The 20,662-nt window shown below is 42.5% G+C and carries 19 protein-coding genes; 15 read left to right on the forward strand and 4 right to left on the reverse strand.

Annotation, left to right across the window (positions count from 1 at the left end; genetic code table 11):
* A complete protein-coding gene (locus RSX31_RS21450) occupies positions 1-582 on the forward strand; it encodes a CDP-alcohol phosphatidyltransferase family protein (RefSeq protein ID WP_148996528.1) in 582 nt (193 codons plus the stop codon).
* Between the two features lie 12 nt (positions 583-594).
* Complete coding sequence (locus RSX31_RS21455) at positions 595-2,019, forward strand: dihydrolipoyl dehydrogenase family protein (protein ID WP_148996529.1); 1,425 nt, start codon at positions 595-597, stop codon at positions 2,017-2,019.
* A 101-nt stretch (positions 2,020-2,120) separates the two neighbouring features.
* Here the strand turns inward: RSX31_RS21455 and RSX31_RS21460 are convergent, their stop codons facing one another.
* The 3 genes from RSX31_RS21460 to RSX31_RS21470 form a co-directional block, all read right to left on the reverse strand.
* Positions 2,121-3,209, reverse strand: coding sequence for an NAD(P)/FAD-dependent oxidoreductase (locus RSX31_RS21460; protein WP_148996530.1), 1,089 nt, complete (start codon positions 3,207-3,209; stop codon positions 2,121-2,123).
* A 12-nt stretch (positions 3,210-3,221) separates the two neighbouring features.
* Positions 3,222-3,773 carry a GNAT family N-acetyltransferase gene (locus RSX31_RS21465; RefSeq protein WP_148996531.1) on the reverse strand — a complete coding sequence of 184 codons (552 nt, stop codon included), beginning with the start codon at positions 3,771-3,773 and terminating at the stop codon, positions 3,222-3,224.
* Between the two features lie 225 nt (positions 3,774-3,998).
* The gene (locus RSX31_RS21470) at positions 3,999-5,186 is read right to left on the reverse strand and encodes a dicarboxylate/amino acid:cation symporter (protein WP_148971281.1); all 1,188 of its coding nucleotides are present in this window, start codon (positions 5,184-5,186) and stop codon (positions 3,999-4,001) included.
* 299 nt (positions 5,187-5,485) lie between these two features.
* Between RSX31_RS21470 and RSX31_RS21475 the strand changes: the two genes are divergently transcribed.
* From RSX31_RS21475 to RSX31_RS21505, 8 genes are all read left to right on the forward strand, one after another.
* Positions 5,486-6,556, forward strand: coding sequence for a D-alanine--D-alanine ligase (locus tag RSX31_RS21475; protein WP_148996532.1), 1,071 nt, complete (start codon positions 5,486-5,488; stop codon positions 6,554-6,556).
* Between the two features lie 89 nt (positions 6,557-6,645).
* Positions 6,646-8,022, forward strand: a complete 1,377-nt coding sequence (locus RSX31_RS21480) for a UDP-N-acetylmuramoyl-tripeptide--D-alanyl-D-alanine ligase (RefSeq protein WP_315635985.1) — start codon at positions 6,646-6,648, stop codon at positions 8,020-8,022.
* 109 nt (positions 8,023-8,131) lie between these two features.
* A complete protein-coding gene (locus RSX31_RS21485) occupies positions 8,132-8,821 on the forward strand; it encodes an alpha/beta hydrolase (protein WP_148996534.1) in 690 nt (229 codons plus the stop codon).
* A gap of 261 nt (positions 8,822-9,082) precedes the next feature.
* Positions 9,083-10,609 carry a DEAD/DEAH box helicase gene (locus RSX31_RS21490; protein ID WP_148971285.1) on the forward strand — a complete coding sequence of 509 codons (1,527 nt, stop codon included), beginning with the start codon at positions 9,083-9,085 and terminating at the stop codon, positions 10,607-10,609.
* Between the two features lie 539 nt (positions 10,610-11,148).
* Complete coding sequence (locus RSX31_RS23365; RefSeq protein WP_397548119.1) at positions 11,149-11,550, forward strand: NERD domain-containing protein; 402 nt, start codon at positions 11,149-11,151, stop codon at positions 11,548-11,550.
* A gap of 386 nt (positions 11,551-11,936) precedes the next feature.
* Positions 11,937-12,899, forward strand: a complete 963-nt coding sequence (uvsE, locus tag RSX31_RS21495) for a UV DNA damage repair endonuclease UvsE (protein WP_315635986.1) — start codon at positions 11,937-11,939, stop codon at positions 12,897-12,899.
* A 99-nt stretch (positions 12,900-12,998) separates the two neighbouring features.
* On the forward strand, positions 12,999-13,478 hold the full coding sequence (locus RSX31_RS21500; RefSeq protein WP_315635987.1) for a PH domain-containing protein: 480 nt from the start codon (positions 12,999-13,001) through the stop codon (positions 13,476-13,478).
* Positions 13,471-14,928, forward strand: a complete 1,458-nt coding sequence (locus RSX31_RS21505) for a PH domain-containing protein (protein WP_315635988.1) — start codon at positions 13,471-13,473, stop codon at positions 14,926-14,928. The genes RSX31_RS21500 and RSX31_RS21505 overlap by 8 nt, the downstream gene beginning before the upstream one ends.
* Before the next feature lie 46 nt (positions 14,929-14,974).
* On the opposite strand, the gene RSX31_RS21510 is transcribed toward RSX31_RS21505, so the two are convergent.
* Complete coding sequence (locus RSX31_RS21510; protein WP_315635989.1) at positions 14,975-15,559, reverse strand: rhomboid family intramembrane serine protease; 585 nt, start codon at positions 15,557-15,559, stop codon at positions 14,975-14,977.
* 693 nt (positions 15,560-16,252) lie between these two features.
* On the opposite strand from RSX31_RS21510, the gene acpS reads away from it, so the two are divergent.
* The 5 genes from acpS to ndoA all read left to right on the forward strand — a co-directional run bounded on the left by acpS (position 16,253) and on the right by ndoA (position 20,310).
* Complete coding sequence (gene acpS / locus RSX31_RS21515) at positions 16,253-16,603, forward strand: holo-ACP synthase (RefSeq protein WP_148996539.1); 351 nt, start codon at positions 16,253-16,255, stop codon at positions 16,601-16,603.
* A gap of 225 nt (positions 16,604-16,828) precedes the next feature.
* Positions 16,829-17,842 carry a LolA family protein gene (locus RSX31_RS21520; protein WP_148996540.1) on the forward strand — a complete coding sequence of 338 codons (1,014 nt, stop codon included), beginning with the start codon at positions 16,829-16,831 and terminating at the stop codon, positions 17,840-17,842.
* Between the two features lie 499 nt (positions 17,843-18,341).
* The gene (alr, locus tag RSX31_RS21525; protein ID WP_315635990.1) at positions 18,342-19,547 is read left to right on the forward strand and encodes an alanine racemase; all 1,206 of its coding nucleotides are present in this window, start codon (positions 18,342-18,344) and stop codon (positions 19,545-19,547) included.
* 126 nt (positions 19,548-19,673) lie between these two features.
* Positions 19,674-19,955 carry a CopG family ribbon-helix-helix protein gene (locus RSX31_RS21530; RefSeq protein WP_032085355.1) on the forward strand — a complete coding sequence of 94 codons (282 nt, stop codon included), beginning with the start codon at positions 19,674-19,676 and terminating at the stop codon, positions 19,953-19,955.
* A gap of 4 nt (positions 19,956-19,959) precedes the next feature.
* Entirely contained in the window at positions 19,960-20,310 is a 351-nt protein-coding gene (gene ndoA / locus RSX31_RS21535; protein WP_034763063.1) for a type II toxin-antitoxin system endoribonuclease NdoA, read from the forward strand.
* The last annotated feature ends 352 nt before the right edge of the window (positions 20,311-20,662 follow it).

Here is a 20,662-nt window from a genome sequence, read left to right on the forward strand (position 1 = left end):
ATGTTAGATACGCATGCCCGTAAGTGGGTGCAGCCAAGCATAGAGGGAACAGCACGTTTGCTTTTAAAAAGGGGATTATCAGCCAATCAAGTAACGTTGATTGCATTTATAGTAGGCTCAGCTACGGGTCTGGTTTATTATTTTGGATTCCCGATCTTAGCCGTCCTCTTATTATGGTCATCCGGCTTTTTGGACGCAGTCGATGGTACCATGGCCCGATCAACGAAGCCCTCCCCCTTTGGAACCGTCATGGATGTCACTTTTGATCGAATCGTCGAGATCAGTGTCATTCTGGGTGTTGCTTTCATACACCCTGAGATTATGTGGGCGCTTCTTTTACTGAGTGTATCCATCATTATTTCCATGACCATTTTCCTGACAGTCGGAGCCGTATCAGAGAAACAGGGAATGAAATCCTTTTATTATCAGGCAGGACTTGCTGAAAGGACGGAAGGATTCATTCTGTTCAGTGTCATGATGCTATTTCCGTCCATCGTCCTGTGGACCACCTTATTGTTTTTTGCAGTGGAATTGTACACGGGCTTACAACGATTTTTAGAAGCGAAACGATTACTTTCATAAGGAGAGATCAAGATGGATCAATACGATTTGATAGTAATAGGGGGAGGGGCAGGTGGACTCACCGTCGCATCGGGAGCCGCGTCTCTTGGAGCAAAGGTTGCCCTCATCGAAAAGAGCGGTCTTCTCGGCGGAGACTGCCTGCACTTTGGGTGCGTTCCATCCAAGGCATTCATCCAATCTGCGAGAGAAGTGGCTGTGATCCGGGCGAGCAATGATTATGGTTTCGATACAAAGGGTTCAGTCGATATGAAAAAGGTAAGGGAGAGGGTCAAAGAAGCCATTGCCCATATTCAACAACATGACGATCCCGATCGATTCCTGCAATTAGGGGTCGATATTTACTTCGGTGGAGCAGAGTTTCTTGATCCTCACACGATTTTAGTGGAAAAAGAGGACCGGATATCCGGGAAGAGAATAGTCGTTGCAACGGGGTCAAGTCCGCTCATTCCTGGAATCCAAGGCTTGGAAGACGTTGAGTATCATACGAACGAAACGGTATTTGAAGTAGATGAGCTGCCCCGCCGAGTCGTTTTTATCGGAGGAGGTCCGATTGGTTTAGAGCTGGCACAAGCATTCTCTCATTTGGGATCAAAAGCCGTTGTCCTTGAGAAGCACGATGAGATACTGGTGAAGGAAGATGAGGAAATCCGTGAAGCAGCAACGGGTATATTGGAAAAGGATATTCAGTTTGTTTATGGAGCGGACATTAAAAGTGTTTCGGAGCGGGATGGACAGAAAGTGGTTCAATATGTGAAAGACGGCGTAGAGCAATCTGTGGATGGAGACTTATTATTCCTGGCAACGGGCCGCAAACCTGGGACAGAATCTTTGAATTTGACCGCTGCGGGAGTCGAGGTAGACGATCGTGGCTTCATCAAAGTGAATGACGAACTGAGAACGAACCATTCCCATATCTTCGCCATCGGTGATGTCAACGGTCAATATCCATTCACCCATGGGGCGGGAATGGAAGGGAAGCTTGTCGTCCAAAATGCCGTATTCGGTTTGAAACGCAAAGTTTCCTACAACAAACTGCCGTGGACAACCTATACCACACCTGAGATCTTTCATATCGGGCTAACCGAGGAAGAGGCTGTGGAACAAGGATTAGAGTACAAAGTTTATAAAAAAACATTAGACGAAGTCGATCGGTTCGTAGCAGACCGCAACAAAGATGGCCTAGTCAAAATCATCACAGACGGAAGCGGGAAAATCCTCGGTGCCCACGCAGTCGGTTCCGGCGCAGGAGACTGGATGCAGCCCGTTGTGTTCGCCATGGAAAAAGGAAGCAAAATCGGCGCACTGTCCAATATGGTTTATCCATACCCGAATCACGCTGCAGCCGTGCAGCAGGTAGCGGATTTGTATTGGAGAGAGAAGCTGTTCGATGGTGTGCTGCCTGTGATTAGTAAGAAGTTTGTAGAAATTTTTAGATAAGGGATATTGGAGGCGCAACTGCTGGGAGGCGGTTGCGTTTTTTTTATGGAGATGTGTACGGACCTTGGCTCAACGAATATCGAACAACAAAACCTATCATCTCACCCACCATACCGCCTCACAAACCGTACATCAATCCAATTCTTAAACCGCCATGCCCAGCCGCTGACCAATGAAAACGATCCGTACGTTAAATAGCCTTGCTTATTCCCTATCGACATAATCGCAAGATAGCGTTTTTGAGGCTCAAAGGGAATGATTTTGTCATTCACCGCAGCTCCGTTCAGGTTCTTCCACAGGACAGGTCCTTGGCGTACCGCTGTCACCCCATTTTTCGGAGTATCCGGAAAGTCTTTTAATGTGGCGCAGTCGCCCGTTCCAAATATGTTCGGGTATTCGACGGATTGAAGAAAGCTGTTCACCATTAGAAAGCCTTTTTCATCTGTGGGTAAAATGCTGCTCCCAAACAGTGGCGGCGCTTTTGGCCCTCCAAAGAAGATGACTTCATCGTAGTCGATACTTGTTCCGCCATCTGTAAACACGTGAGTTTCATCTACTTTTTTGACACGGCCCTGATATAGCTCAACCCCTTTTGAAAGAGTAACCCCGGTTATTTTCCTTGAAGAATAGGGACCGGCTTTTTCTAAAATGGGGGAGGAATGAACAACCGTTACCAAATGATCCTTAAAGCCGTTGTCTATCTTCCATGCCTTCAATGACAATGCCATTTCAATACTTGCCGCCCCGCCCCCGATAAAGACGGTTTTCCTGCTGTTATGCAACTTTTCTATTTGCTCAGGGAAACGATAGTTTGGTTTGATTGGTAGATTGTGTTCATGTAAGCCCTGGATTTCCAATGAGTCATTACGGGATCCAATGTCAAAGGAAACAAAGTCGTAGGTGAAGATGTCCCCTTTGTCAGTCAGGAGATGCTGCTGATCAGGGTCGATCGATAGAACGGTCCTCTCGACGAATTCAAACCCAGCCTCTGCACACAACCTCTCTAAATCGATTCGCGTTTCCTCCAATGAGTAGATTCCTTCCGTGTAACCTGAGAACATTCCTGAATAATATTGATAACGTGATGGGGAGATGAGGGCCCACTTCACATTATCATCCTGATTTTCTGTCCGTTTTTTTAAACAATGCAGGTGACTGTGTCCGCCACCGACTAAGATGATTGTTTTCATTATGAATCTCCTTTATAGAGGACGTTGTTCTTCCCATTCCTCTCGAATCATGCCCATACGGATGGAGTCGTAGTAGACACCATTGTAATAACGGCATTTGCGCATTCTTCCCTCGAGCTTCATCCCGATTTTTTCTGCTGCCTTCATCATCCGTTCATTTCCTGACCATGTGGTGATCCCAACACGGCCAACTCTCTTCGATTGAAAAAGGTGATCCACCCAGAGGGATAACGCATCTGTTCCGTAGCCGCCGTTCCAATAGGATGGGTCATAAATGACGATGCCCGCTTCTAGCCATCTGGTAGGTTCGTATTCCCAGTAATATCCGATGGTTCCAATGATGGTTCCGTCAACTTCAATGATCCGCTGGAATTCATCGCTTCGACTTTTATTTTTTATGGATGATTCTATGTACTCTTCACGTGTTAAGTGTTTATGTTCAAAATAAGGGGCGTCCCATTTTTTCCATTCTGGAGAAGGATCACTGTAAATATAGTCCCATAGAGTAGGGAGATCTCTTTCTTCTATTTTTCTAAGTGTTACACGCTGACCGGTTATTTTCAATTCTTGAGCACTCCTTTAATATGTTAATATTTCCATTATACAGAAAATAGGACTCTCATGAAGAAAGCTCGTTTAATCGAATAAAAAGAAAGGAAGCGGAAGAGGCACTTCAAGCATATCCCGATAAACTGTTCATCCCTCAGGGAAAGGGACAAGAAGTATAATAAGCCCTTCAATAAGAAAACAGAGGTCCGTCCCTCGAATAGGGACGGACCTCCGTATATATCAGCTTGCTTTTATTTTAGAAAGGGGTACTTTTTTTTTCTGTGTAAGCTTGTCCACAATCGACGTAATCGCACCATCACCTGTTACGTTACACGCTGTACCGAAGCTGTCTTGTGCAAGGTACAGGGCAATCATAAGTGATGTCATTGTTGGTCCGAAGCCCAACATTGTTTCAAGTAATCCAAGGGCAGCCATGACAGCTCCACCCGGAACACCAGGTGCTGCAATCATCGTGATTCCAAGCATCAGAATGAATGGGAACAGCTGAGTGAACTGTAACGCTTCTCCTTGAATGAACATGACGGCCATGGCACAGCTGACAAGGGTAATCGTGCTGCCTGATAAATGGATCGTTGCCAGGAGAGGTACAGAGAAGTCAGCAATACGTTCCCTAGAACCGATTTTCTTTGAGCGCTCAAGGGTTACGGGGATCGTAGACGCCGAAGATTGAGTTCCCAGTGCCGTAAAGTAAGCGGGCAGCATACTTTTCATCATTGAAAGCGGATTTTGTTTTCTTAAAGTTCCGGCAGTTGTATATTGTAAAATTAAAAAGACTACATGTAAAAGAATAATCATAACAAATACTTTAGCGAATACAGACATGATGGCACTGACTTGTCCACCTTGAGTCATGTTCGCGAAAATTCCAAGAATATGAACCGGTAAGAGCGGAATGATGATTTTTTCAATCACAAGTTCAATGATGTTTCTGAATTCATTCATGCCCTTTTGAAGAGCGTCTCCCTTAATGGCAGCCATTCCCAGACCAATGGTGAAGGCGATGAGCAGGGCTGTCATAACGCCCATAATAGGAGGCATCTCGACTGTGAAGAATCCTTTGAGAAGCGCTTCTTCGGGATTTTCAAATGATTGAGACGTTTGATTTGCCAACAAAGTTGGGTAAATAGACTTCGCAACCGTAAAGGCGAGTAAGCCGGCTAACACCGTGGAACCATATGCGAGAGCTGTGGTTAAACCGAGAAGCTTACCAGCTCCTTTACCCATGGATCCGATTCCTGGAGCAATAAATCCAATAATGATTAATGGAATGGCGAATCCTAGGAAATTACCGAATAATCCATTGAATGTAGCGAAGATTTTTACGAACCACTCTGGTGCAAACGCTCCAATGACAATACCTAAAGCAATACCTAAGAGGATCTTAGGCAGTAAACCTAGCTTTCTCATCTTGGTGTCCTCCTCGAAAATACAAATGTTTTTAATAGAAAGATTGTACACCTTATTTGAGGATATTTTAATAGCTTTTCAAATAGGCGAAATCTTAAGTGTATTCAGAATAATATTGTTGACTCCCTGTCGCAGGACTAGTTTTCCTTTGCATACATATATAATGGGCTTTATCTTAAATGTCTTTCGAATCAAGACAAATGTGGTAATTTTTATTTTCCATAGGAATCATTCTTTCCCTTTCCGATGAAAGTGATAAAATAGAAACATCTATTGTGAATATTGGAGGTAACTCATACATGAAAACGAAGTTATGCTTACTGTACGGCGGTAAATCTGCTGAACATAATGTTTCCTTGCAAACAGCCAAGGCCGTGATCGGAGCCCTGGACTTAAATAAATATGAAATTCACCCTATTTTCATCTCGACGGAAGGCGGGTGGATCAAAGGCCCACAACTGAATGCTCCCGTTGAGGATGTGAAAGCATTACAGTTTAAGGATGGGGAAGAAATTGCCCCTAATGCGTTAAGTACATCCATTTCTCCTTCTGGGTCTGTTGGCTACGACATGATCTTCCCGTTACTTCACGGACCGAATGGGGAAGACGGAACCGTTCAAGGAATGCTTGAACTGTTAAACCTTCCTTATGTAGGAAATGGCGTTCTTGCCTCATCTGCTGGTATGGATAAAGTCATCATGAAGAATTTGTTTGCTCAGGCAGGCATTCCGCAAGTCAATTACACATGGTTCATCCGCAGCACATGGAAAGGGAACCCTGAGTCTACTTACAAACAAGTGGAAGATGAGATTGGCTATCCTTGTTTTGTAAAGCCTGCTAACTTAGGTTCATCAGTAGGGATCAGCAAATGTACGTCCCGCGAAGAATTGCAGGCTGCCTTCAAGGAAGCGTTCCAGTTCGACCGTAAAATCATCATTGAAGAAGGCGTGAAAGCGCGAGAAATTGAGCTTGGTGTATTAGGGAATGACCAGCCGGAGTGCTCAGTTGCGGGTGAAATCGTACCTAAAAAAGACTTCTATGATTACAAAGCGAAATATGAAGACGGAGATACGGCCCTCATCATTCCTGCAGAAGTAGAAGGAAGCATTTACAATGAAATGAAGAATATCGCGATTCAATCGTATAAAGCCCTTGATTGTTCAGGACTTGTGCGTGCGGACTTCTTCTTAACAGAAGATGGCCAGATTTATATGAATGAAGTCAACACGATGCCCGGCTTCACGCCATTCAGTATGTTCCCGCTTCTATGGAAGCACACTGGTGTAGACTATCCTACCCTGATTGGGAAATTAGTGGAACTTGGCTTAGAACGTTATCAAGACAAACAAACGATTAAACATACGATGTAACACGCAATACTTGGGACTGACCGGAAGATTCACCGTCTAAAGGCAGTCCCTGCTCTGTTTTTATTAAAAAGAGTAAAAGGAGAAAGCGAATGTTTGAGAAAAAGATAAAAGATATATGCAACATGCTTGATGTGAAAAACGATCTTTCCAAGTTTGAGTCGGTGGTGGTGAAAGGCGTTTCCATCGATACGAGAAAGATTGAGGATGCTAATCTGTTTGTTCCTTTTAAAGGGGAAAACGTGGACGGTCATCAATTCGTCCGAAATGCCATCGAAAATGGTGCGTCTGCCGCTCTGTGGGATGTCAATGTTCCAAATCCACCTGAAGATATTCCCGTAATAGTAGTGGAAGATCCCCTTCTTGCCCTTCAGTCATTGGCCAATCAATATCGCCATGAGCTGGATTTAAAGGTAGTCGGAATTACAGGCAGTAATGGAAAAACAACAACGAAAGATATTGTGGCAAACCTTTTGTCAGTGAAGTATCGAGTTCATAAAACACAAGGGAACTATAACAACCACATCGGTCTTCCTCTAACGATCCTTTCTTTGCCCCGGGATTCTGAAGTGGCTGTACTTGAAATGGGAATGAGTGGGTTCGGAGAGATTGAACTTCTATCAGAGATTTCTCAGCCCGACGCTGCCATCATTACCAACATTGGAGAATCACATCTTCAGGATCTGGGATCACGGGAAGGAATCGCCAAAGCCAAATTGGAGATTGTGAAGGGCTTGAAGTATGATGGGTTATTTGCATACTACGGAGATGAACCGCTGTTACAGGATGGTGTTCAGGAACTCAACCTGAAGCATGTGGAGACTTTCGGAAGAAGCGAATCCAACACTATTTATCCAACAAAAATCAATATGGATAATAAAGGGAGTCATTTTGAGACTTCTCTCACTAAAGGAGAAAAATTCTTTCTTCCTGTATTAGGCCAGCATAATATCCACAACGCTCTAGCCGGGATTCTCATCGCCCGTAAATTTGGTCTTAGTGTCGATGACATGAAAGAAGGTTTACAGTCATTAAAGTTGACCCAGATGAGAATGGAAATGGTGGAAGGAAAGAAAGGCGAAAGTATCATTAACGACGCCTATAATGCCAGCCCTACTTCCATGAAAGCCGCGATTCAGCTTGTGTCAGAACTTGAGGGGTTTCATACAAAAATCCTGGTGCTTGGTGATATGCTGGAGCTTGGCGACCAGGAAGAAGAATTTCATAAGGAAATTGGACAATTGATCAATCCGGAAAAAATTCAGCATGTGTTTACCTTTGGTCCTTTAGGTGACTTTATAGGTAAGGGTGCACTTGAGAATTTCCCTCCTGATCGTGTTCATTCTTTTACAGATAAAGAAAGCCTGACAAAAGAGCTGTCCTCCTTCATTACAGGGGAAGAGCTGGTTTTATTCAAGGCATCCAGGGGAATGAAGCTTGAAGAAGTCATCGATGGATTAAAGGCATAAATTTCTACTGACGTCCAAGTTTAAACCTTAATGGAAATGAACAAAATGAGCTTGTAGATGATGGGAGATTGGCTCTCTCCCTACCTTTTGAAAAGTAAGAGGGGATAACATGATAGGTTGTTTACTAATCCATGGATTCACCGGGAGCCCTTTTGAAGTAGAGCCTTTGGCAGATTTCCTTCAAGAGAAAACCGACTGGGAAATCGTTGTGCCCACTCTTCCTGGTCATGGTGAAACCCTTGAACTGAAAGGGGTCAAACATATTGAATGGATCGAGCATGCTGAGGAAGAACTTCAGGCTCTTATAGAGAAATGCGATGAGGTTTACGTAATCGGCTTCTCCATGGGCGGGTTGATCGCTTCTTATCTTTCAGTGAAATATGAAGTCAATAAGCTCGTGCTTTTAAGCGCGGCAGCTTATTATGTAAATGTGAAGCAACTACTGAAAGATATTGGAAATATGATTAAAGAAGGAATTCAAGGAAATCTGATTAAAAACGAGCTGTACAACAGGTACAAATGGAAGGTGACAAAAACCCCAGTTCTGTCCACGTACGAATTTAGAAAAGTCGTTCGTATTGCTCGTCCACTCCTGAAGAAGGTTAATGTTCCAACCTTTATTGCCCAAGGAGAGATTGATGGAATAGTCCCCCCTAAAGCTGCAAAATATATATACGAGACTATTTCTTCCCAAGAAAAAAACCTTTTTTATTCCCCTAAAGCAAAACATTTGATCTGTCATAGTGAAGATAAGCACGAACTTTTTGAAGAGATCTACCAATTCCTTCTAAATGAATAGATTGACTATTTGACATTAGATTGAAATTCATTTCTAGAAGTGGTAACATAGCTACAACATAGTTCTTAATTTGTTGGACGTGCTAGCTCTTCTATTTTGAAGAGTGTATTTTTTTGTACCAAACATAAAACTAAACATCTCATATAGACGGTTTTAGATTAGATACCGAAGTCTTTCGGTGGGTAAGATTTCGTTCCGACCTAAAAATATAATCAGATATTGATTAGTTATAAAAGATGTAAATTAAAGGAGAATGTAACATTGACTAAGTTTGCAGATTTAAACTTAAGCGCATCTACGTTGAAATCAATTAAACGTATGGGCTTTGAAGAAGCGACACCAATTCAGGCGAGTACGATTCCAGTCGGTTTAGAAGGTAAGGATATTATCGGTCAGGCACAAACTGGAACAGGTAAAACAACAGCATTTGGAATCCCGATGATCGAGAAGATCGATGTGAAAAATCCAAACGTTCAAGCTCTTATCATTGCACCAACTCGTGAACTTGCCATCCAAGTTTCTGAAGAGTTATATCGTATCGGAGCTGACAAGCGTGCGCGCGTGTTATCTGTCTACGGAGGACAGGACATCCAGCGTCAAATCCGCGCGATGAAAAAGAACCCTCATATCATCGTTGGTACACCTGGTCGTCTTCTTGACCATATCAAACGTAAAACACTCAACCTTGAAAACGTTGAAACATTAGTACTTGACGAAGCAGACGAAATGCTGAATATGGGCTTCATCGAAGACATCGAAAGCATTCTTGAGACTGTTCCAAGCACAAGACAAACACTTCTATTCTCTGCGACAATGCCGGATCCGATCCGTCGCATTGCAAATCGCTTTATGACAGAGCCGGAAGTAATCAAAGTAAAATCAAAAGAAGTAACGGTTTCGAACATCGAACAATACTTCACTAAAGTAAGCGAAAAAGAAAAATTCGATACTCTTTCCCGTTTAATCGACGTTCAATCACCGGAACTTGCGATTGTTTTCGGTCGTACAAAGCGTAGAGTAGACGAATTAGCGCGTGCTCTTAGCATTCGCGGCTACCTGGCTGAAGGAATTCACGGAGATCTTTCTCAAGCTCGTCGTATGACGGTCCTTAAGAAGTTCAAAGAAGGACGCATCGATATCCTGATCGCAACAGACGTTGCTGCCCGTGGATTAGATATTTCCGGCGTAACGCATGTTTACAACTTTGATATTCCTCAAGATCCTGAAAGCTACGTTCACCGTATCGGACGTACAGGTCGTGCAGGTAAGAAGGGTATGTCCATCACTTTTGTAACGCCAAGAGAAATGGGTTACCTGAAGATCGTTGAACAAACAACGAAGAAGAAAATGACGGCTCTTAAGCCACCTAGCTTAAACGAAGCCCTTGAAGGTCAACAACGCTTAGCTCTTGAAAAATTAGCTGAAGCGGCGAAAGAAAGTGATCTTAAAGATTACTATCCATTAGCAGAAGAATTCCTTGGTGGCCACGATTCTGTTCAAGCAGTTGCAGCAGCAATCCGTGTCTTGACGAAAGAGCCGGATACAACTCCAGTTGAAATCACTGAAGAGCGTCCATTACCATCAAGAGGTGGTGGAAATCGTGGCGGCGGAAATCGCGGCGGTGGATACAAAGGTGGAGCACGCAGTGGTAAAGGCGGAAGCCGTGGTGGATCATCACGCAGCGGCGGTGGAAATCGCGGAGGCGGAAGCCGTGGCGGAGATCGCAACCGTACTGGCGGCGGCAGACCACAATCTTCAACCAAACGTAAATCTTATAACAATTCTTGATCAATAGATTTGAGGACACGATGACCTTTGGGTTGTCGTGTTTTTTTGTTATGTTGGTTTGATTGCGTACAGGAATGGGGGGAGGATCAATAACCGCTTCCAATTTTTATAAAAATACGCAATTATCGTGAGAAGCGACGCAATAAATAAAAAAACGACGCAATTATTCAGATATCGACGCAATAAACCCCAAAATCGACTCAATTAGTGATATTCTGTGGATTTGTAAATTAAAAAGAAGGGTTTTTTAAGCCTGTGGCGAACTAAAGTAGGCAAAACCTTAAAGGAGAGTGATCAATTGATCTGTAAAGAACTCAAAATCCCAATCAATATTGATAAAAGCCAAGCATTATTATGGCGCCTGCCTCTCAATCATCAAAAGATTCCCATTGTAGCTCAGGATTTAAAGAAAAGAAAAGCAGGTTTCAACGGTGAATCAACCGTCTACTACCACCTCAGTTTCTTAAATGACAAGAAATATAAAATCTTTCATGATGTAAGGCTTCCTCTATTCTCAAATATTCTCAAACTATTTCCAAATCGATTTCCTCATCCTCACCCCATCCTATGTTTTACTAATCGAAGTAAAGAATATTTCAGGAATAGTTACCATTGATCCATTCATAAGACAGCTTACCCGGACTTATAAAGGGATTACAGAAGGATTCTCTGACCCGATCTCTCAGGTTCAAAGACAAAAATTATTACTGCAAAAATGGTTCAGTGTCCAAAAGCTGAAGCACCCTCCAATCAAACACCTCGTTGTATTCAGCAATCCATCAACCATCTTGAATTTCACCGAATCCCCACCAGCTGATTCACCTTACAGAAATATTATTCACTCTCAAAATATAATAGATAAGATCAAGGATTTAAATGAGACATACGTAAAAGAAGCCATGACTGATAAAGAATCGACTAAAATGAAGAAAACCATTTAAAAAAAACATGAAGAATCTGAGTTAGACTTTATGGAGGCATATTCTCTTACCCAAAGCGATATTGTGACTGGAGTCCGTTGTGAAAACTGCCATCACATACCAATGATTAGAGTAAGTGGAACATGGTCATGCATTATATGTGACAGTTCATCTAAATATGCTCATCTACAAGCGGTTAGGGATTATTTCTTACTACTAAGTGATCACATAACCAATCGCGAACTTAGGAGGTTTTTGCATCTGGACTCACGAAACACCGCTTATAAAATGTTGAAATCCCTTCAATTAAAAACAAAAGGAGGAACAAAGTCTGTCACCTATTCAAAACCCATGAGATAAATCCCCTATTTCCGCACATACTAACCCCAAAAAGGAGTCCACCCCACATGACACTCGTAAAGTTAGGCTATGTTGCCATGAGTATGAACCTCCAGAATGCATCACCTTCGCAAACCATGACCTATAAGCAGTTTTCCGGGATTAAGGATCGTGAGGCTGCTATTCATAAACTCGAACGGATCGCCCAATCGAATCTTGAAAACTGCCTGCGGCTTTTAAAGCATAATGTTCTTAATGAGGTTCATTTTTTCCGGTTCAGTTCAAAGTTGATCCCTCTTGCGAATCATCCTGAATTGAAAGGGTGGGATTTCATATCCCCTTTAAAACCTGAACTCCAGGCGATAAAAGAGTATTTAACGCTTCATCCTATGCGTGTGGATTTTCATCCCGACCATTTTGTACTGTTGAATTCAAGTGACGTGGATGTGTTGAAGAACACCCTTAAAACACTTAAGATGCATGAGGCATTATTAAAAGGGATGGGAATCGATCCAACTCACCGCTGTGTTCTCCATGTTGGTGGAGCTTATGAAGATAAAGAAAAGGCACTTGAGCAATTCATACACAATTGGGGTCTGACCCCCGTTTCTCTTCAACAAATGATCATTCTTGAAAACGATGATACTGTGTTCAGTGCAGCGGATGCCCTTTATCTATGTGAAAAGCTCGGAATCCCCCTTGTATTCGATTACCATCATCATCTTGCTTATAACGAAAGGGATTGGTTGCTGGATTGGGAGAGAATCGTTGGAACGTGGAGCCAGTCATCATTACCTGTAAAGATGCATATTTCAAGCCCTCGTTCTAAGGAGGATTACAAAGCCCATGCCGATTTCATCGATCCTAAGATGTTTCTTGATTTTCTTCAAGGGATAAAGGGCTCGGTGAATGAAATTGATTGTATGATAGAAGCGAAAAAGAAGGATGACGCATTGTTCCGATTAGTGGATGACCTGCAAGGGATTGATGGGATTGAGTGGGTGGATAAAAGTTCGTTTCATCTAAAATAGGCCAATCTCCCAAAGCTTTCACCATAATCTGAAACCATCTCTGTTCCAAAACGTAAATATACTGTAAGATTTAGTAAAGAGAGAAGTGAGGGGATGGGTATGATCGGAGAGCCGCAAAAACGAATTTCACCAAAGGCTTTAAAGGTGTGGAAGATATATGGTGTGATTGAAACGTTGATCGTCGCAGCTGTAGCTGCAGGAGCAATTACTTTGACTGTGATGTTTGAGTGGACACAATGGATCATTGCAGCAGCAGTTGCCGTGTTGATTCTGTTTACATATTTGTTTGTTTTCTTTATTCCAACGATCAAATGGAAGAGATGGCGTTACGAAGTGAGAGAGCAGGAAATTGAGCTTCAAAGAGGGATTTTTATCGTGAAGCGCACGTTGGTACCGATGGTGAGGGTTCAACATGTTGATACGGTTCAGGGTCCGATTTTAAAAAAGTATGAGTTGGCAACCATTACGATTTCGACTGCGGCCACGGTTCATGAGATACCGGCATTGGATGTGGAGGAGGCAGATGAATTGAGAAACTCCATTTCACAACTAGCGAGGGTGGCGGAAGATGATGTCTGAGCACAAGAGACTGCATCCTATTTCAGCTGTAGCGAACTTTGTAAAACAGTTAAAAGACTTGATCGTTCCCTTTGTCTTTTTATTTGTATTGAATAACCGGGGAGAGAAGACAGGGTTTTGGGATTATATGCCTGTTATTTCTATGGCGGCAGTTCTTGTGTTCGTTCTGGTCACTGGCATTGTAAAGTGGCTTCGGTTTACATATCGATTGGAAGAAGGGGAGCTGCGGATCGAGTACGGATTATTCGTTAAAAAGAAAAGATATATTCCCATTGACCGGATACAGAGTTTGAATTTTTCTGAGGGCATTCTGCATCGGCCATTTGGACTGGTTAAGGTCAAGGTAGAAACGGCAGGGTCTTCGAATCCGCGGGAATCAGAAGCGGAATTGACAGCTATTTTAAAAGAAGAAGCGATAGAGTTGGAGGAAATGATATATCGGGAGAAAAAGGGTCATAACGTATCCGAAGGTCTTCCTGGCGAAACTACAGAGACTTTGAAAGATGAAGCTCCCTTTTTCAACCTCAGCTCGAAAGACATCTGGGTTCTTGCTACGACTTCAGGCGGGATCGGGGTCATTATTTCCGGGGTGTTTGTTTTCTTATCCCAATTTAATGAGTTCATTCCGTACGAAGCTGTGTATGATGAGCTGGCTGTTTTTGTGAAAAGCGGCGTGTTTGTGGTTTCGGTGATGGCATTCTTGGGATTGCTCATTGCCTGGTTATTATCGATTGCCTGGACATTTATTATTTATGGTGATTTCAGAATTAAAATTGTGGATGATCACATTGTCATAACAAGAGGGCTTCTGGAGAAGAAGCAGGTGACTGTTCCCTTAAATCGTGTTCAAGGCATCCGGGTAGTGGAAAATCCAATCAGGCAGCTCTTGGGGTACTGCACCGTTCACATTGAAAATGCAGGCGGATCTGTTTTGGAGAAAGACAGCACGAGTATAAAATTATTCCCGATCGTGAAAAAGAAGCGAATTACGGGTTTATTAAACGACTTATTTCCGGATTATGTCATTCACGATGATTTTAAGAGGCTTCCGGGACGTTCCTTAAGAAGATATGTGTTCAGGCAAGCAATTTGGGTAGTGGTCCCGACCGCTGCGGTTTGTTTTATGTACTGGCCATACGGCCTTTGGGTCGGCTTGTTGATGATTCCTTTCGGGATTCTCGGATACTACCAATATCGTGCAGGGGGCTGGAAGATTGTTGATGGACAATTATCTTTACAATATAGGGGCGTATTGAAAAATACAATGCATATAAAGAAAAGTCGCATTCAATCTTTGGACGCCCATGAAAGCTGGTTTCAAACGAGGAAAGACTTAGGCAGTCTCAGAACAACGATAAAATCCGGAGAGACTGGTTATGTCAGTCCTATCCGGGATCTTGAAAAGAAGGACCTTCAAATCATCGCTTCTTGGTATTCTCATAGTGTGTAAACGATAAAAAGTGACCCGCGATTCGTTAGCGGGTCACTTTTGTTTCTTATTTTTTACCTGAAATCCACCCGATCACAAAGCCGCCGATCAATCCGAAGATATGGGCAGTTATGTTGATTCCGGATTGCATAAAGGTCATGATAACACCAATGACGACGATCGGTATGATGATTTGCCGGCTTTCTCTCGTGATGAAATGATTTTTTAAGAGAATCATGGCGATGTAAAAACCGAATAAACCAAAAATCGCTCCCGATGCCCCCACATGACTATACGTAAGGGGCTTGATAACATAGGTGATGATATTGGCAAACACGCCGCTTGCTAAATAAAGACCGATAAACTTTGCTTTTCCCAGAAGCTTTTCCAGGGGTGGGCCAAACAGGACAAGGGAAAACGAATTAAATAGCAGATGAGCGAATCCCAAATGTACAAAGATAGGGGTGACGAGTCGCCACCATTCTCCCTCTTTGATAAATAAATTCACACCGGCCAGCTGCTCGTACACCCACAGTTGTGGGAAAATAGGAAGTGCACTGACAACGTATAAAGCGATATGAATAATTACTATCACAGAAATAATAGGATAGAACCGTAAAAATTGTGAAAAGCTTTCAGTCCGGACAAACATATTGTATCCTCCTAAGTAGGTTGTTTCTTTTGATATCATTACTAAATCATTTATTTAAAAGGCTCTTTTTGTAAACTTTGTTGCTTTTGAAAAAGCGAGTAGTGGTTGATTTCCGCTCCAGGTGCTCGCTTTCCGCGGGGCGTGAGTTGAGCCTCCTCGGGCTTTGCCCTGCGGGGTCTCAACTTTCCCGCTATTCCCGCAGGAGTCGAGCACCTTCCGCTCCAATCAACTTTCGAAGCGTGAGTTTCTGAAAATAGACAAATATAAAAATGCACGTTTTATCATTAACAGGCTGCTTTTTTCGAAGTGTTGAGCGATTGATATTAGCTATAGTAGATATCCTGTACTGTCGATTGCTTTTTGTCCCACCTGTGATCTGTCACGCAAATTTTGTTTAGATGGTGAGGGGAACTGCGTAGACTCATGCGGAAAAACGGGCGTGCCGAGACCCCGGAAGCGAAGCTGAGGAGGCTCGGCCGTACGTCCGCGGAAAGCGGAGCAGTTCCCTCACCATCCAGTAGACACCCGTTGACAGAGCCATGGCAGACAAATTGTTTAAAGCAACAATCATTACAAAAAGAGCTATTTAAAAAAACGCAGTCAATACTATATTATAAGAAAACGTCGAAAATCACGAGTATAGTTCATTATACAAATATGCATGACAGGACAAGAGTAGAAGGGGAATCACATATGATAAAAGGAATAGGGTTGGACATCGTTGAAACAGGGCGCATTCAGAGGATGATTGAACGGCAGCCGAAGTTCGTCAAGAGAATTTTAACACCTAAGGAGGAGGATGCTTTCTGTACATTAAACGAGCAGCGCAAGGTTGAGTTCGCAGCAGGACGATTTGCAGCCAAAGAAGCTTTTGCCAAGGCGAATGGAACGGGCATCGGAACAGCGCTCTCCTTTCAGGATATTGAAATCAGTAAGGATCCGAATGGAAAGCCTTATTTTTCAAAGCCGGAGGGGGCGAATGCCCATTTATCCATCACACACAGCCGGGAATTTGCGGCTGCACAGGTGATCATCGAAGAGTGAAAATTATTTCAAGCCTGTCATCTTCACTAGCATAATCCTTCAGGTTGTCTCATATATTCAGTAGTGCAATAAGAGAGACAAGGCCAGGTGTTTAACAATCGCGGTTCTTTGGCGAATTGCAATTGGACTAATGAACGGGGCATTCTATAAGAATCGTCCATTCTTAGACGGCTGGCTTTCCCCTCTCTCAATTACGTTTATCCTGGGACAAAAGGGGTTGAAAAAATGAAGAAAAAGCTAGTGATACTAGTGATGGCCATGTTAGCGGTGCTTGTGCTGGCTGCTTGTGGAGAGCAATCGAAAGAAGATGTAACCAAGGATCTTAAGGCTAAAGTAGAGGATATGAAGGGGTACAAAGCAGATGCAAAAATGACCCTGCAGGTGGGCGACGAGCCTCAAACCTATGATGTGGAAGTGTGGCATAATGACCCTAATTATTATCGAGTGGCATTAAAGAACGCTGCAAAAGATCAGAGTCAAATGATCTTACGTAATGATGAGGGAGTATTCGTCCTTACGCCGGCACTGAACAAAAGCTTCCGATTCCAAAGCAACTGGCCTGAAAATAGCAGTCAGGCGTACTTGTATGAATCGCTTGTTCAAGATGTGCTAGAGGATAAAGAGGCTACTTTCAAAGAAACAAAGAATCACTACATCTTTAACACGAAGACACGTTATCAAAACAGTCAGATGCTACCGACTCAAGAGATTGCCTTTAACAAGAAAGACCTGACTCCGGCATCCGTAAATGTATTGGATTCAGATAAAAATCCACTTGTAAAAGTAGAGTTCTCCAAGATGGATATGAAAGCTGCATTTGATAAAAAAGACTTCGACATGAAGAAAAACATGACAGGTGCCCAGCTTGAAGTACCGGTTACGGCAAATGTTGAGGACACAGAATTCACTGTTCTTTACCCAATGTCAGAAATCACCGGCACCGAATTAATTGAAGAAAAAGAAGTCGCCACCGATACGGGTAAACGTGTAATCTTAACGTATGATGGTGAAAAGTCCTTCACAATCGTACAAGAAAAAACAACTGTCGTTCCAACGATGACGGTTTCTACTTCTCTTAAAGGTGAATTAGTGGACCTTGGATTCACAGTAGCGGCCATGACGGAGCAGTCAATCAGATGGACCAATAACGGAGTGGACTATATGCTTGCCTCCAATGACCTGACTCCTTCTGAGATGGTGATGGTAGCTCAATCCGTACAAGGTTCAATGGTGAAATAAAATAACTGAACGGGGCGGGCCTATCAGGTTCGCCTCTTTCCTTGGTGTGCGGATGTGATGTAGGAAGTCTGATTTTTTGAAAGGATGGTGGGTGCCGGAAATACAAATTCTAAAGTCGATAATAAAAGTGGTGAAGTCGATAATATATTCGGGAAGTCGATAATAAACAGGTAAATAATCCATGAATAATCTTATCCAAAACACCAAGGGAAATTAAAACTCTATTACTCGATATAAAGCCGTCTGAGATCGGCAGAAAATGAATAAGATTATCCAAATCAAATCAACCAAGTTTACAAGATCCCATCAAACATCCACCAATATCTCTGTACCATTAGAAATATCAATATTACTTCTCGCGGTGTCCTATCCCGAAATCCCCTTTCCCACCCCCTCTCCAAAAAATCCATTTGACACAATGAATGATAATATGAATAATCAATGGTATTCTTGAATAGAATGACAATGTTTTGTGTAAAGATATGAGGAAGTGAACATAGTGGAAACCCAGACGCAATTTTTTCGTGATACATGGGCAGAAATCAACCTAGATCATTTATATGAAAACGTAAAGAATATTAGAAACCATATCCCTGGAGATGTGAAAGTGTTTGCTGTTGTGAAAGCGAATGCTTATGGGCATGGGGATGTGCAAACCGCTTTTACTGCTCTTTCTGCTGGGGCACACGGCTTGGCTGTTGCATTCTTAGACGAAGCGATTTCCTTAAGAAGAGCAGGCGTAACAGCTCCTATTCTCGTATTGGGAGCTACGAGACCGAAAGATGTGAAGATTGCTGCCGATTTGGATATTTCGTTAACGACCTTCCACAAAGAGTGGCTTGTGGAAGCCGGAAATCAGCTGTCAGAAGGAGATCGATTAAACCTTCATATCAAGTGTGATACCGGGATGGGCAGGATAGGCGTTCGTTCCACTGAGGAATTAAAGGGTATCGAACAGTATGTTCAAGCTCATGCTCAATTTAATCTTGAAGGGATCTTTACCCATTTTGCCACGGCAGATGAGTTGAAGGATGACTATCTTGACCGGCAGTTAGCTCGATTTGAATACATGCTGAATCAATTGGATTCACTACCAGCTTATATCCATTCTTCAAATAGTGCCGCTACATTAAGGAAAACCAACACCCTCTTTAATGCTGTGCGGGTGGGAATTGCCACGTACGGACTGACTCCATCTCAAGAGATGAAGCCCGAGCTGCCTTTTCCTTTAAAAGAAGTGTTTTCTCTTCATTCAAGACTTATTCATACAAAAGAGCTTTCAGCTGGAGAGAAAGTGAGCTATGGGGCTACTTATGAAACGGGTGAGGCAGAGTGGATCGGGACCATTCCTATCGGATACGCTGATGGATGGCTGCGTAAATTACAAGGTCAGGACGTCATTGTAAACGGTGAAAGGGTTCCAATTGTTGGAAGGATATGTATGGATCAATGTATGATTCGGCTGCCTGGATTTCTGGATATGGGTACCCGTGTAACGTTAATAGGCAAACAGGGTGAAGAAGCGATTACAATGGATGAAATCGCTGATAAGCTTGATACCATTAACTATGAGATCCCTTGTATGATCTCCACGAGAGTGCCGCGTATCTATATCCGAAACGGGGAGCCGACGGAAGTATCGAATAAACTCTTATCGACAGGTATTCACAGTCAACAGGAAAATAACAACCAACTTGATGAATAATTAGTATTTTATATGGTGGATAATAGAAGAGATTGATAAATTAACTTTTCATTCCCCTTAATTGATGGTATGATAAATATGTTAATGAACAGAAACGGTATGTAGTGATTGGTGGAGGTGTAGTTTGTGTCTGAATCCAGCGCAACAACAGAAATCTTAATTCGTCTACCGCAACAGCTCGTTACAGAATTAGACGGCTTTGCAGATCAAGAAAATGTGAATCGCAATGAGTTTATTTATCGTGCAACCAAAATGTATTTAAGAGAGCGTAAGAAAAGACAATTACGTGAATCTATGAGACGCGGCTATATGGAAATGGCTAAGATTAATCTCGCAATTGCTTCAGAGGCGATTCAAGCAGAATATGAGGCAGAACATACAGTCGAACGCTTAGTAAGCGGGGGTTAATCCTTTGATTGTAAAGCGTGGTGACGTATATTTTGCAGACCTTTCTCCTGTTGTAGGATCAGAACAAGGCGGAGTTCGGCCGGTACTTGTTATTCAAAATGATATAGGGAACAGGTTTAGTCCCACAATTATTGTAGCTGCCATTACCGCTCAAATTCAAAAAGCGAAACTGCCTACTCATGTTGAAATTGATGCAAAACGTTATGGCTTTGAACGTGATTCCGTTATCTTGCTTGAACAGATTCGAACGATTGATAAACAACGTCTTACCGATAAGATTACGCACTTGGATGATGAGATGATGGAAAAAGTGGATGACGCCCTGCAAATCAGCGTGGGTCTGATCCAATTCTAACCATGAGCTTTTCATCGTGTAGATACTTTATCATGTTATACAATAGGTACAATATAACTTCAAACCAGAAGGCTTGCTGATCAACGATATGTATGATCATTAAGCCTTTTTGTTTTGTCTTTTTTCTTTTGAGAAGGAGAGGTCTAGTCCCAATTAACCCCAAAAGAAGAATATGGATAATGGAAATATAGTCAATTTTATGACAAAACACCGTAAACAATTTATAATGGGAAAAGTAAGAAATAAAAATACCCGAAAAGGCATAGGTTTTTTCTTTTTTGTATTTATTTGTTACTATTAAAGTAATTACGTCATTTTTTAGTTCACTGTTGTAAACTACTTTAAAATTAAG

Source organism: Rossellomorea yichunensis (assembly GCF_032337515.1).
Taxonomy (GTDB): Bacteria; Bacillota; Bacilli; order Bacillales; family Bacillaceae_B; genus Rossellomorea; species Rossellomorea yichunensis.

Coding starts and splice junctions, on each gene's coding strand:
- RSX31_RS21450 (WP_148996528.1), top strand. CDS start 1: ATGTTAGATACGCATGCCCGTAAGTGGGTGCAGCCAAGCATAGAGGGA.
- RSX31_RS21455 (WP_148996529.1), top strand. CDS start 595: ATGGATCAATACGATTTGATAGTAATAGGGGGAGGGGCAGGTGGACTC.
- RSX31_RS21460 (WP_148996530.1), bottom strand. CDS start 3,209: ATGAAAACAATCATCTTAGTCGGTGGCGGACACAGTCACCTGCATTGT.
- RSX31_RS21470 (WP_148971281.1), bottom strand. CDS start 5,186: ATGAGAAAGCTAGGTTTACTGCCTAAGATCCTCTTAGGTATTGCTTTA.
- RSX31_RS21475 (WP_148996532.1), top strand. CDS start 5,486: ATGAAAACGAAGTTATGCTTACTGTACGGCGGTAAATCTGCTGAACAT.
- RSX31_RS21480 (WP_315635985.1), top strand. CDS start 6,646: ATGTTTGAGAAAAAGATAAAAGATATATGCAACATGCTTGATGTGAAA.
- RSX31_RS21485 (WP_148996534.1), top strand. CDS start 8,132: ATGATAGGTTGTTTACTAATCCATGGATTCACCGGGAGCCCTTTTGAA.
- uvsE (WP_315635986.1), top strand. CDS start 11,937: ATGACACTCGTAAAGTTAGGCTATGTTGCCATGAGTATGAACCTCCAG.
- RSX31_RS21500 (WP_315635987.1), top strand. CDS start 12,999: ATGATCGGAGAGCCGCAAAAACGAATTTCACCAAAGGCTTTAAAGGTG.
- RSX31_RS21505 (WP_315635988.1), top strand. CDS start 13,471: ATGTCTGAGCACAAGAGACTGCATCCTATTTCAGCTGTAGCGAACTTT.
- RSX31_RS21510 (WP_315635989.1), bottom strand. CDS start 15,559: ATGTTTGTCCGGACTGAAAGCTTTTCACAATTTTTACGGTTCTATCCT.
- acpS (WP_148996539.1), top strand. CDS start 16,253: ATGATAAAAGGAATAGGGTTGGACATCGTTGAAACAGGGCGCATTCAG.
- RSX31_RS21520 (WP_148996540.1), top strand. CDS start 16,829: ATGAAGAAAAAGCTAGTGATACTAGTGATGGCCATGTTAGCGGTGCTT.